The organism is Streptomyces sp. AM 2-1-1, assembly GCF_029167645.1.
Taxonomy (GTDB): Bacteria; Actinomycetota; Actinomycetes; order Streptomycetales; family Streptomycetaceae; genus Streptomyces.
Map to the genome: position 1 here is coordinate 5016873 of NZ_CP119147.1, position 12520 is coordinate 5029392.

The following is a 12520-nucleotide window of genomic DNA, read 5'->3' on the forward strand; positions in this document are numbered from 1 at the left end:
CCCCGTACCGCCGCCCGGGCTCCCCGGGAGCGCGCTGCCCTTCTTCGTGTACGGCACCCTGCGGCCCGGCGAACACAACCACGACCGGTTCGTCCGCGGCCGTGACGTCCGCGCGCAGCGGGCGTTCCTGCACGGCGGGGCGCTCTACGACGGCCCCGGATACCCGTTCGCCACCGACGGGGACGGCACGGTCCGGGGGACCCTGCTCACCGCCGCGCCCGCGGAGTACCCCGGACTCCTGGTCGCGCTCGACCGGTTGGAGACGTACCTGGGACCCGGTGACCCCCGCAACCTCTACGAACGGGTGGTCCGGCCGGTCGAGGTGCCCGGCTACGGAACCGTCCGCGCCTGGGTCTACCTCGCCGCCCCGGCGGTCACCCGCACCCTGCGCGCGAGTGGCCCCCGCATACCGGGCGGCGACTGGCTCAGTCACCGGCCCCCGCGGACCGACCGTCTCCTGCCTCCACCCGGACCGCGCACACCTTGAACTCCGGCATCCGCGAGACGGGGTCCAGGGCCGGGTTGGTCAGCGAGTTGGCCCGGCCCTCACCGGCCCAGTGGAACGGCATGAACACGGTGTCCTGCCGGATCGAAGCCGTGATCCGGGCCGGCGCCACCGCCCGCCCGCGCCGTGAGGTGACCGCGACCGGCTCGCCCTCCGCCACCCCGATCCGTTCGGCCAGCCGGGGGTGCAGCTCCACGAAGGAGCCGGGGGCCGCCGCGTTCAGCTCCGCCACCCGGCGGGTCTGCGCCCCCGACTGGTAGTGCGCCACCACCCGCCCGGTCGTCAGCACCACCGGGTACGCCTCGTCCGTCTCCTCCGCCGGCGGCCGGTGGGTCACCGCCACGAACCGCGCCCTCCCGTCCTCGGTCGCGAACCGGTCGAGGAAGAGCCGGGGAGTACCGGGGTGCACGGCGCCCGCCGGAGACTGGCCGGCCTCCGCAGTGTCCGGGCCGCACCGCTCCGGGCCGGGGCCGGTCTTCTCCGGCTCGGGGCCGGCCTTCTCCGGGGCGGGGCCGACGGAGCCGGGGACCTCGCCCGGGCACGGCCAGAAGACCCCGTCCTCCGCCGCGATCCGCGCGTACGTGATGCCCGAGTAGTCGGCGGCGCCGCCCGCCGACGCCCGGCGCAGCTCCTCGAAGACCTCCTCCGGGTCGGTGGGGAATCCCTTCCCGTGCCCCAGCAGCGCGGCCAGCCCGTGCATCACCTCCAGATCGCTGCGGACACCCTCCGGAGCGGTGACGGCCTTCCGCCGGAGCAGCACCCGGCCCTCCAGATTGGTCATCGTGCCGGTCTCCTCGGCCCACTGCGTCACCGGCAGCACCACGTCCGCGAGCGCCGCCGTCTCCGAGAGCACCACGTCCGCGACCGCCAGGAAGTCCAGCGACTTCAGCCGCTCCTCCACGTGCCCGGCGCGCGGTGCGGAGACCACGGGGTTGGAGCCCATCACCAGCAGCGCCCGTACGTCCCCGCCCAGCGCGTCCAGCAGTTCGTACGCGCTGCGCCCCGGCCCCGGCAGCGCGTCCGGGTCCACCCCCCACACCCCGGCGACGTGCTGCCGGGCCGCCGGGTCGGTCAGCTTGCGGTAACCGGGCAACTGGTCGGCCTTCTGGCCGTGTTCCCGGCCGCCCTGACCGTTGCCCTGGCCGGTGAGGCAGCCGTAGCCCGAGAGCGGACGCCCCGCCCGGCCGGTCGCCAGACAGAAGTTGATCCACGCGCCGACCGTGTCGGTGCCCTTCGCCTGCTGCTCGGGCCCGCGCGCGGTCAGCACCATGCCGGAGTCCGCGTCGCAGAACATCGCGACCGCTTCCCGGAGCTGGGGTACGGAGACCCCGGTGATCCGCTCCACCTGCTCCGGCCAGTGCGCCATCACCCCGGCCCGTGCGTCCTCCCAGCCGCTGGTGCGGGCGGCCACGAACTCCTCGTCGAGGCGGCCCTGCGCGACCACCAGGTGCAGCATGCCGAGCGCCAGCGCGAGATCCGTGCCGGGGCGCGGCGCCAGGTGCAGGTCCGCCTGCTCGGCGGTGCGCGTGCGGCGCGGGTCGATGACGATCAGTTTGCCGCCGTTGGCACGCAGTTCGGTGAAGTAGCGCAGGGCGGGCGGCATCGTCTCGGCCGGGTTCGACCCGACGAGGATCACGCAACCGGTGCGCGGGATGTCCTCCAGCGGGAACGGCAGCCCCCGGTCGAGTCCGAAGGCCCGCTGGTGGGCGGCGGCGGCCGAGGACATGCAGAAGCGGCCGTTGTAGTCGATCTGCGAGGTGCCGAGCGCCACCCGGGCGAACTTCCCCAGCAGATAGGCCTTTTCGTTGGTGAGGCTGCCCCCGCCGAACACCCCGACCGCGTCGGCGCCGTGCGCCGCCCGGGTGGCCCGCAGTGCGTCCGCGATCCGGCCCAGCGCCTCGTCCCACCCGGCCGGCTCCAGCACGCCGCTCACCGCGTTCCGGACGAGTGGGCCCGTCAGCCGTACCGCCGAGGAGAGCACGGCGGGGGCCGTCCGGCCCTTCCCGCAGAGGGCACCCCGGTTGACGGGGAAGTCGGTCCGCTCCACCACCTCGGCCACCGGCGCGCCGGCGACCGGCCGCAGCGTCATCCCGCATTGCAGCGCGCAGTACGGGCAGTGGGTGGGCGTCTCGGTGTCCATACGCCCAGCGTGGACGCGGGGCATTACGGATGGGCGGGGTATCCGGTTACACCCCGGGTACACACACCTCAGCCCGGCCGCGACCCGGTCGTGAGGTCGGCGGCCGGGGCGGACCGACCTCACGACGGGGTCGCGGCGCGCGACGGCGCACCGCGGCCGCCATGGAGCACTCTTGGGGCTGAGGAGAACACCCGTACGACCGGTGAGAGGTATCCCATGCATCGACTCGTCGCACAGCTCTGGCGACTCATCCGCGGCCCGCTGCAATGGCGTGTGCTGTGGCTCGCCCACGCCACCTTCATGGTGGGCGTCACCGGGGTCGTACGGAACGACGCCGGCCAGGTCCTGCTGCTCAGACACCGGTTGTGGACGCCGCAGCACCCCTGGGGCCTGCCGACCGGCTTCGCCGTCAAGGGCGAGGAGTTCCCGCTCACCGTGGTCCGGGAGGTGAAGGAGGAGACCGGTCTGGACGTCGAGCCCGGCCGGCTGGTGCGCCTGAAGAGCGGCTACCGGCTCCGCCTCGAAGTGGCCTACGAGGCGCGGCTCGTGGGCGGCACCCTGAAGATCGACGACTTCGAGATCCTGGAAGCACGGTGGTTCGACGTGGACGCGCTGCCGGCCGGACTCCAGGAGTCCCACCGGGAACTCGTCCGGGGCGGCCTGCCCCTCTGAGGCGCGGCAGAGGGCCTGCGCCGGGAGAGGCACGGGCGGCCCCTTCCGGTCGCGACGCACGCCTCGTCACGGGCCGGCGCCACACCCCGCTCGACGGGATCCCCGGCCGGCAGTCCGAACGCCCAGCCCCACCGCACCCCGCGGAACGGACGTGGCCGACGGCCGGGCGCATCCTCCTGCTCCTTCCCCCGCGCACCGGCGCTCCCCACCCGTATCCCCCGCCCGCGTCCTCGCACACCGTTTCGGACGTCAGCACGGCATCGTGACGATCACTCATTGCCAACAAAAATGTTCGACAGATCGGTGGGCATATTGTTGACAATCCCGTAGCGTGCCTCCCGCCGCCTCGGTCCTGAGGTGACAGCGACAGCACTTGGTGCTCGACAGAGGGAGACCCCCATGCAGCGGCTCTCGGCGCCCATCGGGCGCGACACGCTCGAACGACACCCCGTGGCGGGTATGCGCGAGGGGCGTCCCGCACCCCGCGGACGCCTCGTGCGGAGCATGGCAATCGCGGGCTCCCTCGCCCTCACCGCCCTCGCGGTGCCGTCCTCCTTCGCGGCGACCGCCGGTGCGGCCCCGTCGTGGAGCCGAGGCCACGCGGCGGACGCCGAGGACGCCGCCCTGGACTTCGACGCCGCCGCCTACACGACGATCACCGTCACCGTCGACGGCCAACCGGTGAACGTGCGCTGGTACAAGGAGGTCTGCTACGTCGCCAAGCCGGTCGCGGCGGCCGCCCAGCAGCCCGGCGGCTTCGGGAACAGCACGATCACCAACACCGCCTGCGGCTACCAGAGCATGAACGTCTTCGTCCCGGAGAGTGCCTTCGGCAACCAGCGCGCTCCCCTCTACTTCGCCGTGAACAACAGCGGCTGGAAAGCCAGTTACGTCAAGGCGAGCGTGACCGGCGGTGCGTCCTACACCAGCGCGACGAGCAACGTCGGCGCCGCGCTCAAGGCCGGGTACGTCTTCGTCGACGTCGCCAACCGCAGCCGCGGGATGCTCGGCGCCGACGGCACGGCCCCCGGCAAGGCACCCGCCGCCGTGGTCGACGCCAAGGCGGCCGTCCGCTACCTGCGCCTCAACGACGCCGCGATGCCCGGCAGCGCCGAACGCATCGTCATCAACGGCACCAGCGGCGGCGGTGCGCTGGTGTCGATCCTCGGCGCCTCCGGGAACAGCGCCGCGTACGACCCCTACCTCGCCGGGATCGGCGCCGCCGGGATCGACGCGAAGGGCCGCAGCACCCTGGGGGACGACGTCTTCGCCGTCGACGCGTACTGCCCGATCACCGACCTCGGCAACGCCGACAAGGCGTACGAGTGGCTGTACTCCGTCCTCGACACCCGCGCCGACACCGGCCAGAACCCCTCACCGGAGGACGCCGCCGCACTCGCCGCGCAGTTCCCGGCGTACGAGAAGAGCCTCGGACTCCGCAACCCGGACGGCTCGAAGCTCACCGCCGCGAACATGATCGACACCATCCGCAAGGAGGTCGTCCGCTCGGCGGAGACCTACCTGAAGGCCGACGCCACCCACACGATCCCGGCCCTCGGCGCCACCTTCGACCTCCAGTCCGGCGGCATGGGGGGTACGCCGACCACCAAGTCGTACGTCAACGACTGGATCGACGCCGACAACGCCACCGACACGGTGCGCTCGGTCGACATGAAGAAGTACCTCGCCTTCGTCGTGGCCCAGGCCGCCCTGAAGACCACCCCCGCCTTCGACGCGGTGGGCGTCAACGGGAACACCACGAGCGGCTCCGAGACCGACCTCTTCGGCCCGGCCGACCAGAAGTACATGAACTACACCCAGTACGGCTGGGACCAGAACGACGTCCCCGGTGACGGCAGCGGGACGGACGACACGGGCCTGACCTGGGACCAGTACACGGCCAAGCGCTCCACCACGGTGGACGACCAGGTCCACCTGATCAACCCGATGGACTTCATCGGCACCGGCGCCGACACGGCCGCCCACTGGTACATCCGCAACGGCACCCGCGACCGGGACACCTCGTTCATCGTCTCCCTCAACCTCGACCGGGCGCTCGAAGCGGACCGGCAGGTCGAGGACGTCGACTACCGGCTCGCCTGGAACCAGCCGCACGCCGGCAACTACGACGTACCCGAGGCGATGGCCTGGATCGCCAAGGTCGTCCGCGCGGCGGGGGACCCGCTCCCCGCCTCCGGACACCGCGGGTAGCGCCGGCCGCCGGGTGAGCGGCACGGGACGGGGGCGTCACCGCGCCTCGCGGCGGGGCCCCCGTCCAAGCCCGAGCCGGGACGCCTCGTCAGCGGTCCGGGTGATGCACGGCAGCGGCACCCTGGCACGCTGCTCCCCATGTCCGCACGCAACCGACGACTCACCCGGGGCCTCGCTTGACATCGACGGGTGCCTCGGCCCCGAGATGCGCCGCGTCAACGATCTGCGGTTCCTCACCGGGTACGACAGCGGGTCCATCGTCCTCGGCGCGGCATGGGTCGCTCCGGAACCCCGCAACTACGGCCGTGGCATCCATCCGGACGCGGTCGGCATCCGTCTGGACGTCCACCCGGTCGATGCCACGGAACGCGCTGCCGTCCGGGCCGCCCTGAGAGCGCACGCGCTCCCGCAACTCCACGCCTGGGTCATGAGGGCGATCGCTGCCGACGAGACGTGGCGGCTGACCCCGCACCAGTACCACTGGCGGTTCGCCGACGGCCACCTCACCCACGGCGACGAGGGGTGAGCTGCCCGGTCGCATGCGACGGCGGTGCGCCTGACCGGTCGGACGGCCCGAAGTCGCCGGCTCCGACGCCGACCAGGAAGGCGGTGAGCGGGGAGGGCGGAGATGTCGGCAACCGGGCCGCCGGTGTCCTTGGAGTCGCGGACGTGCACCAGACGGATGAGCGATGACGAGGTCGGTGGCGACCCGGCGGTGGGAGCCGGTGCTCTCCTCAGGCCGCTGTCGTGGCTTCGTGAGCAGTCTGTCTGCCGTGCGGCACGGCAGACGGCCCCCTCACGCATGAGGGGGCCGTCTGTGGAGGGCGTGGTGCGGGGCGATCCATCAAGCGGCGCTCAGATGACCCGCCTTGATCGCAGATACGAACGACGTGAAGGAGTCGGTGCCGAGGCCGAGCGCGGGGCGGCTGAGGTCCTTGCTGTCACGTACGGGAACGATGCCGTGCCCGGACGCCAGGTTGGTGGCGACCTCAATGCAGTCGCCGCCGTTGTTGCTGTAGGAGGACTTGTGGAACTCAGGGTTTTCGGTCACGGGGTTCCCTCTCGTACCTGCTCGATCATGGCCACGGATGCGGTCTGTGACAACGCCTCGTTCTGGAGCTGATAGTAGGCCGCGAGCACACCCTCCACGAACCGGCCGTCGCGGTCCAAGTGCCCCTGGAACTGCGACTCGGCGTATCCGATCATGCTCCGATCCGGCAGTGTGAGTAGCCGCACGGGCAGGTCGAAGGCGCGTCGCGCACCGACGCTGTACGGCGTCACCTGCAGGGTCGTGTTCGGTAACCGGGCGAACTCCACCAGCCGTCTCAACTGGCTTCCCATGAGCCCAGGTCCGCCGACCTCACGGCGGAGACAGCTCTCGTCCAGCACCACTTGGACGACCGGCGGGGGAGTCCGTGCGATGGCGGCTTGCCGTTCCGTGAGGAAGTCGACGCGTTCGGCCGCCTGTTCCTCTGTGATCACGCCACGGTCGACGGCCGCCTGGGCCAGCTCTGCGGCGTACTCGCGGGTCTGCAGCAGTCCGGGGATGATGCCGCTCTCGAACAGCCGGATCTCCCGTGCGTGTCCCTCGTACCTCACGTACTCGGGAAACCCTTCCAGCATCGTCTGATGCCGTACTTCACGGCAGAGCCGTTCGAACTTCGTTCCCGTTCGAAGTACCTTGTCAGCGGCGCGCGCGAAACGCAAAGTCGGCAATTTTCGACCAGTTTCGACAGCCGAGATATGGGAGTTGGAGTAGGCCAGGAGCAGGGCGAACTGCGTCTGTTTGAACCCTTGCGACTCGCGCGAGCTGCGGAGTTCCACGCCGAAAGACGCGCTTGGGGACTCGTCAGGATCGAGATCGCGGATGTTGACCACGCTTTTCCTCCACCGGGGAAAACTTGAACAGGGCTCAATCCTAGGGGAATCTGGGCGCCCCCGTAACGGAGTCGCTACAGAGAGGAGTCGCCATGCCCGTGCCCGACGCCGATGTTCCCGCTCAGGAAGGCCCACGCCGGCTGATTCCGACCCCAGGAACACTCATGGTGGACACGAGATTCGAAAATCGTGTCGGGGAGTTCCGTGGAGTCGCCGGCCCCTATTGGTCCTTGAGACCTGTTTGTGGCGGGATCGAATGGGAGGCGGCCCCCGAGTTCGTCCGGTCGGCAACGCCGATAGAGCGACTGCGGGCCGAGAACGCGCGGTGCAACGCCCGGAGCCGGGGTGACGTGCTGTGAGTGCATGCCCCGACGACGTACCCGACACCCAAGACGTACCTACCCCCGACGACGCACCCGTCCCCGAGGGCACCATCTCCGACCCGGGGAGCGTCTCCGGCCCCGCTGCCGGTTGTCCTGTCTGCCTGGACTACGACTGGGCGGAGGGGGATGCCGAGCGGATGGGCGACCTGAGCGGCGCCACCGACTGGCGGGTCCTGCGCAGACGCCACCAGGCCGCCGATCATCCGGCATAGCCCCGTACGGGCTCGATCGCACAGCCCGACCGGCGCCGTGGAGCCCGTACCACCCTCGACCTCGTTCACTGAGAAGCGACCAACGAAAGGCCGGTCATGTGGAGTTCGAGCGCACGGGGCACCTCGCCCTCGGGGGAGTGACCGTGTTCCGGTGCACTGCCGTCGCCCTGCTGCCGCCCACGGGCCGTGCGGTCCGGGCGGAAGGGTCCCTCGCGGAGCCTCGGCCCGTCCGCTGTGTCCTGGGGGAGCGACACCGCGACGAACACGCCTGCCCACAGTGGGACGACGACCGGCTCGGCAGCGGGGTATGGGTCCGCTGGGCGGCCGGCGCCATGTACCGGGTCGTACTGCTCCGTTGCACCCACTACGACGAAGTCCACGGCCCCTGCCGCCTCTTCGACGACCACCCCTCCGGGCACTCCGGGGAGGTCGTCGATCCTGCCGGGAACGCCGAGGGCAGCGGCGCTTGATCACGGATACGTACCGGCTCGGGCTCTCCGCCGAGCACTCGCACGCGGCCTCTCACCCGGCGATGAAGGGCGCGTATCCGGCCGGCGCCTCACTCACCCGGAGATCCGAGAAGAGCAGCTTCACGTCGTGCGCGTTGGTCTCCACGTGGACCTCGTGGAAGTCGATCCCGACCGCCTTCGACCAGCGGCGCGTGGCTTCCGACTCGGGCAGGAGATCGGCCTCGTAGAGCTCGTGAAACATGATGCCCCCTACGTAACCGCCGGGCGCCGAGTCGACAGTGGCCTCCGGGTCGAGAAGACGGTCGTCCAGGGAAGCCCGCCCGGTCTCCCAGGGGCAGGAACGTCTCGCAGCGGGCCTCGACAGAGTGGTCAGCGCTCGGAGACCGCCGCCGCCAGCGCGTCCGAGACGCCCTCCTCCTTCTGGCCCAGGAAATGCGGGTCGGGCCGGAAGAAGGCGTCCAGGGCGGCCTTGCCCGCCGCGAAGACCTCGCGGGTGCCGCCGTAGTACCAGGTGACGTCATGCGGCTCGTCGACGCCGACCCCGTACGCGTCGATCCCGGCGGCGCGGCAGAGTGCGACGGCTCGTCGGATGTGGAACCCCTGGCTCACCAGGACCGCGCGGTCCACCCCGAAGATCTTCTTGGCCCGCACGCAGGAGTCCCAGGAGTCGAAGCCCGCGTAATCGCTGACGATCCGGGCGGCGGGCACCCCATGGGTCGTGAGGTAGGCCCGCATCGCGTCCGGCTCGTCGTACTCCGCACGGCTGTTGTCGCCGGTCACCAGGAGGACCTTCACCTTGCCGGCCCGGTACAGCTCGGCGGCCGCGTCCAGGCGGTGCGCGAGGTACGGGGTCGGCCGGCCGTCGCGGAGCCCTGCGCCGAACACCACGGCCACGCCCCGTTCGGGCGCGTCCGCCGTGGTCCGTACGTGTGCCTGGGCCGCCGTGTACATCCAGGTCATCGGGGCCAGCGCCAGCACGCAGGCGACCATCAGGCCCTGCAGCGAACGCCGTTGACCGCGCCGGGTGAGCGGCCACAGGGCCCGCAGGGCCGTCAGCGGTCTCGGTCGTCGTCGCATGGGGAGCCCCTGTCGGTACTGCGGCGCACGGCGCTCGTGCTGCCCTCTCTCCGGAGAGGACGAGTGAGAGTGGCCCGGGGTTCTGCACCGAGCGGGATTCGGCCCGACAGCTCTACGGCTCTACGGCTCCACGGCTCGACGGCTCGACGGCTCGACGGCTCGACGGTGACAGCGGAAGCGTGGGGCGGCCGGTCGCGGTCGACTTCACGCGGTGCTGCGGACGCAGAGCCGAAAGGCCGGTGTCTCTCGGCCGCCGCCCCGCACGGCCGGGCTGTCCTGCGGGTCGCCCGCGTCCTGAACCCTCCGTGTGCCGACGGCCTCCGGGAGCGTCACTTCCCAGGGGTCCACGGGACCGCCGCGGGTTCGGGGCCGTCCAGAGCGTGGCGGATCTTCTCCCTGAAGGACTTGGCCGGGGCGAGCTTCTCCTCCCGCGTGTGGAGGAGGCGGGCGGTGGTCACGCGCAGGTGGCACTCGCGCTGGTGCTGGCGGACGTGGACCAGCCAGGAGCCGTCGGAGGTGAGGTAGGCGTCGCGGGCGGGGGATTCGTCCGGGCGGGCATGGCGGGCCAGGACCGCCGGTACGTGGTGCAGCGCCGCCTCCTCGGCCACGGCGAGCGCCTCCGCCTCGCCGCCCGTGACGGGGTGGCTCGCCACCAATGTCCATCGGTGCAACCTGAGTTCGACGCCGTCGGCCTGGCGGGTCGTCCGGGTGTCCTCCTCGATGAGGACGTACCACTGAGCAGTCATGTCGGGTCCTGAGGGGTCATCGCCCACGGAGCGGCGGTCGGCAGGATGTCGTGCGCGTCCGGTGTCATTATTGTCAGGTGCGGGCCGGGTCTGCTGGGACGCAAGCCGCGGACCTTCGCGGAGTGGTGTGCGCGTCACGCCGACGCGTTCCGCCGGCCGGAGACCGCCTGAGCCGAGCGAAGGATCTCCGGAACGGATGACCGGGGCCACGGCAGCGGCCCGTCCGGGCACCCGCGCACCACGGGCCCAACGACGGGCGACGGTTCGCCGAAGGTCGAGCCAACTTCTGTCGTTCGTAGTCCCGTTGGCCATACCCGTCAGTAGCGTGTGCGCCCGTGACCAGAGAACTCGTTCCCGCGCCCACCCGTCGTACGGTCGTCAAAGCCGCCGCCACGGCGGCCGCGGCCACCGCCGTCGCCGCCCCCGTCCTCCTCGGCGCGACCGCCGCCCGAGCCGCCGTCGGACCGGCCTTCGCGCACGGGGTCGCCTCCGGCGACCCGCTCCCCGACGGCGTCCTCCTGTGGACCCGCGTCACTCCCACCCCCGACGCCGTACCCGGCTCCGGCCTCGGCGCGGACACCCCGGTCGGGTGGGAGGTCGCCGAGGACAAGGCGTTCGCCCGGACCGTCGCCGCCGGTACCACCGTCGCCCGGGCCGGGTCCGACCACACCGTCAAGGTGGACGTCCGGGGGCTGCGCCCGGCCACGGCGTACTGGTTCCGCTTCTCGGCGGCCGACGGGCAGGCCCTCTCGCCCGTCGGCCGCACCCGCACCGCACCCGCCGCCGGCGCGGCGACGCCCGGCGTCCGCTTCGGCGTGGTCTCCTGCGCCAACTGGGAGGCCGGCTGGTTCTCCCCGTACCGGCACCTCGCGGCCCGTGCCGACCTGGACGCCGTACTCCACCTCGGCGACTACGTCTACGAGTACGCGTCCGGCGGCTACGCGCACGGCGACACCGTGGTCCGCCCGCACGCCCCGCTCCACGAGATCCTCACCCTCGCCGACTACCGCCTCCGGCACGCGACCTACAAGACGGACACCGACCTCCAGGCGCTGCACGCGGCCCACCCGGTGATCGCGATCTGGGACGACCACGAGTTCGCCAACGACGCCTGGTCGGGAGGGGCCGAGAACCACACCCCGGGCACCGAGGGAGCATGGGCCGACCGGGTCGCGGCGGCCAAGCGGGCGTACTTCGAGTGGATGCCGGTCCGCGCCTCCACCGAGGGGACCGTCTACCGCCGGCTCTCCTTCGGCAGCCTCGCCGAACTGCACCTGCTCGACCTGCGGAGCTTCCGCTCCGAGCAGGCGTCCCTCGGCAGCGGCACGGTCGACGACCCGGAGCGCTCGATCACCGGCCGGGCCCAACTGGACTGGCTGAAGGCCGGACTGGCCGGGTCGCCGGCCACCTGGAAGCTGGTCGGGACCTCGGTGATGATCTCCCCGGTCGCCTTCGGCTCCGTCCCCGCCGACCTGCTCGCGCCCCTCGCGAAGCTGCTGGGGCTGCCCGGCGAGGGCCTCGCCGTCAACGTCGACCAGTGGGACGGATACACCGACGACCGCAAGGAGCTGATCAGCCACCTGCGGGACCGGTCGGTGACCAACACGGTCTTCCTGACCGGCGACATCCACATGGCCTGGGCCAACGACGTGCCCGTCAAGGCGGCGACGTACCCCCTGTCGGCCTCGGCCGCCACCGAGTTCGTGGTCACGTCGGTGACCTCCGACAACCTGGACGACACCCTGAACGTCCCCCCGCAGACGGTCTCCCTGATCGCCGCCGCCGCGGTGAAGGCAGCCAACCGCCACGTGAAGTGGGTCGACATGGACGGGCACGGGTACGGAGTCCTCGACGTGACTGCCGAACGCTCGCAGATGGACTACTACGTCGTCTCCGACAAGACCCGCAAGGACGCCACGAGCGCCTGGGTCCGCTCGTACCGCACCCTGAACGGCACGCAGCGCGTCGAACGCGCCGAAGCCCCGGTGCGCTGACCGGACAGGTCCCCCTCTGCCGACCGGACGGGCCCCGTGCACCGGCGGGTCGGGCCCGATCCCCCCGGGCGGACCGATCCTCCGGGGCGAGGTACGGACCGCCGCACGCGCGCCCGCCGCACCGCCGGTGGGCCACCTCGTCCCGCCCGGGTCGGGAGGCCGCCCCGCAGGGCGGCCTCCCGACCCGGGGCGCCGGAGTTCGCCCCGTCACGACCCTTGACGGGTACACGCA

General features: G+C 71.9%; 14 protein-coding genes. 8 read left to right on the top strand and 6 right to left on the bottom strand.

The window, feature by feature from the left end:
• The first annotated feature begins 34 nt into the window (after nucleotides 1–34).
• A complete protein-coding gene (locus PZB77_RS21885) occupies nucleotides 35–487 on the top strand; it encodes a gamma-glutamylcyclotransferase family protein (RefSeq protein WP_275496162.1) in 453 nt (150 codons plus the stop codon).
• Here PZB77_RS21885 and PZB77_RS21890 read toward each other — a convergent pair.
• Nucleotides 426–2645, bottom strand: coding sequence for a molybdopterin oxidoreductase family protein (locus tag PZB77_RS21890; RefSeq protein WP_275494315.1), 2220 nt, complete (start codon nucleotides 2643–2645; stop codon nucleotides 426–428). The two genes, PZB77_RS21885 and PZB77_RS21890, sit on opposite strands and share 62 nt — an antisense overlap.
• A 216-nt stretch (nucleotides 2646–2861) precedes the next feature.
• On the opposite strand from PZB77_RS21890, the gene PZB77_RS21895 reads away from it, so the two are divergent.
• The 3 genes from PZB77_RS21895 to PZB77_RS21905 all read left to right on the top strand — a co-directional run bounded on the left by PZB77_RS21895 (nucleotide 2862) and on the right by PZB77_RS21905 (nucleotide 6054).
• On the top strand, nucleotides 2862–3317 hold the full coding sequence (locus PZB77_RS21895; RefSeq protein ID WP_275494316.1) for an NUDIX domain-containing protein: 456 nt from the start codon (nucleotides 2862–2864) through the stop codon (nucleotides 3315–3317).
• A 504-nt stretch (nucleotides 3318–3821) separates the two neighbouring features.
• Complete coding sequence (locus PZB77_RS21900) at nucleotides 3822–5528, top strand: subtype B tannase (protein WP_275494317.1); 1707 nt, start codon at nucleotides 3822–3824, stop codon at nucleotides 5526–5528.
• A 205-nt stretch (nucleotides 5529–5733) separates the two neighbouring features.
• Nucleotides 5734–6054 carry a hypothetical protein gene (locus PZB77_RS21905; protein WP_275494318.1) on the top strand — a complete coding sequence of 107 codons (321 nt, stop codon included), beginning with the start codon at nucleotides 5734–5736 and terminating at the stop codon, nucleotides 6052–6054.
• A gap of 318 nt (nucleotides 6055–6372) precedes the next feature.
• On the opposite strand, the gene PZB77_RS21910 is transcribed toward PZB77_RS21905, so the two are convergent.
• Both PZB77_RS21910 and PZB77_RS21915 read right to left on the bottom strand, forming a co-directional pair.
• On the bottom strand, nucleotides 6373–6579 hold the full coding sequence (locus PZB77_RS21910) for a DUF397 domain-containing protein (RefSeq protein ID WP_275494319.1): 207 nt from the start codon (nucleotides 6577–6579) through the stop codon (nucleotides 6373–6375).
• Nucleotides 6576–7406: a helix-turn-helix transcriptional regulator gene (locus PZB77_RS21915; protein WP_275494320.1), complete on the bottom strand. Its 831-nt coding sequence runs from the start codon at nucleotides 7404–7406 to the stop codon at nucleotides 6576–6578. The genes PZB77_RS21910 and PZB77_RS21915 overlap by 4 nt, the downstream gene beginning before the upstream one ends.
• Before the next feature lie 92 nt (nucleotides 7407–7498).
• Here PZB77_RS21915 and PZB77_RS21920 point away from each other — a divergent pair, with 92 nt between their 5' ends.
• From PZB77_RS21920 to PZB77_RS21930, 3 genes are all read left to right on the top strand, one after another.
• Nucleotides 7499–7765 (top strand): hypothetical protein, encoded by a 267-nt coding sequence (locus PZB77_RS21920; protein ID WP_275494321.1) that lies wholly within the window; start codon nucleotides 7499–7501, stop codon nucleotides 7763–7765.
• A complete protein-coding gene (locus PZB77_RS21925) occupies nucleotides 7762–8001 on the top strand; it encodes a hypothetical protein (RefSeq protein WP_275494322.1) in 240 nt (79 codons plus the stop codon). Before PZB77_RS21920 ends, PZB77_RS21925 begins: the two co-directional genes overlap by 4 nt.
• Before the next feature lie 143 nt (nucleotides 8002–8144).
• Nucleotides 8145–8471: a hypothetical protein gene (locus tag PZB77_RS21930; protein ID WP_275494323.1), complete on the top strand. Its 327-nt coding sequence runs from the start codon at nucleotides 8145–8147 to the stop codon at nucleotides 8469–8471.
• A gap of 52 nt (nucleotides 8472–8523) precedes the next feature.
• On the opposite strand, the gene PZB77_RS21935 is transcribed toward PZB77_RS21930, so the two are convergent.
• The 3 genes from PZB77_RS21935 to PZB77_RS21945 form a co-directional block, all read right to left on the bottom strand.
• A complete protein-coding gene (locus PZB77_RS21935; protein WP_275494324.1) occupies nucleotides 8524–8712 on the bottom strand; it encodes a hypothetical protein in 189 nt (62 codons plus the stop codon).
• 128 nt (nucleotides 8713–8840) lie between these two features.
• A complete protein-coding gene (locus PZB77_RS21940) occupies nucleotides 8841–9548 on the bottom strand; it encodes an ElyC/SanA/YdcF family protein (RefSeq protein ID WP_275494325.1) in 708 nt (235 codons plus the stop codon).
• Between the two features lie 329 nt (nucleotides 9549–9877).
• On the bottom strand, nucleotides 9878–10294 hold the full coding sequence (locus PZB77_RS21945) for a hypothetical protein (RefSeq protein ID WP_275494326.1): 417 nt from the start codon (nucleotides 10292–10294) through the stop codon (nucleotides 9878–9880).
• A gap of 335 nt (nucleotides 10295–10629) precedes the next feature.
• On the opposite strand from PZB77_RS21945, the gene PZB77_RS21950 reads away from it, so the two are divergent.
• On the top strand, nucleotides 10630–12288 hold the full coding sequence (locus PZB77_RS21950; protein ID WP_275494327.1) for an alkaline phosphatase D family protein: 1659 nt from the start codon (nucleotides 10630–10632) through the stop codon (nucleotides 12286–12288).
• Nucleotides 12289–12520 lie beyond the last annotated feature (232 nt).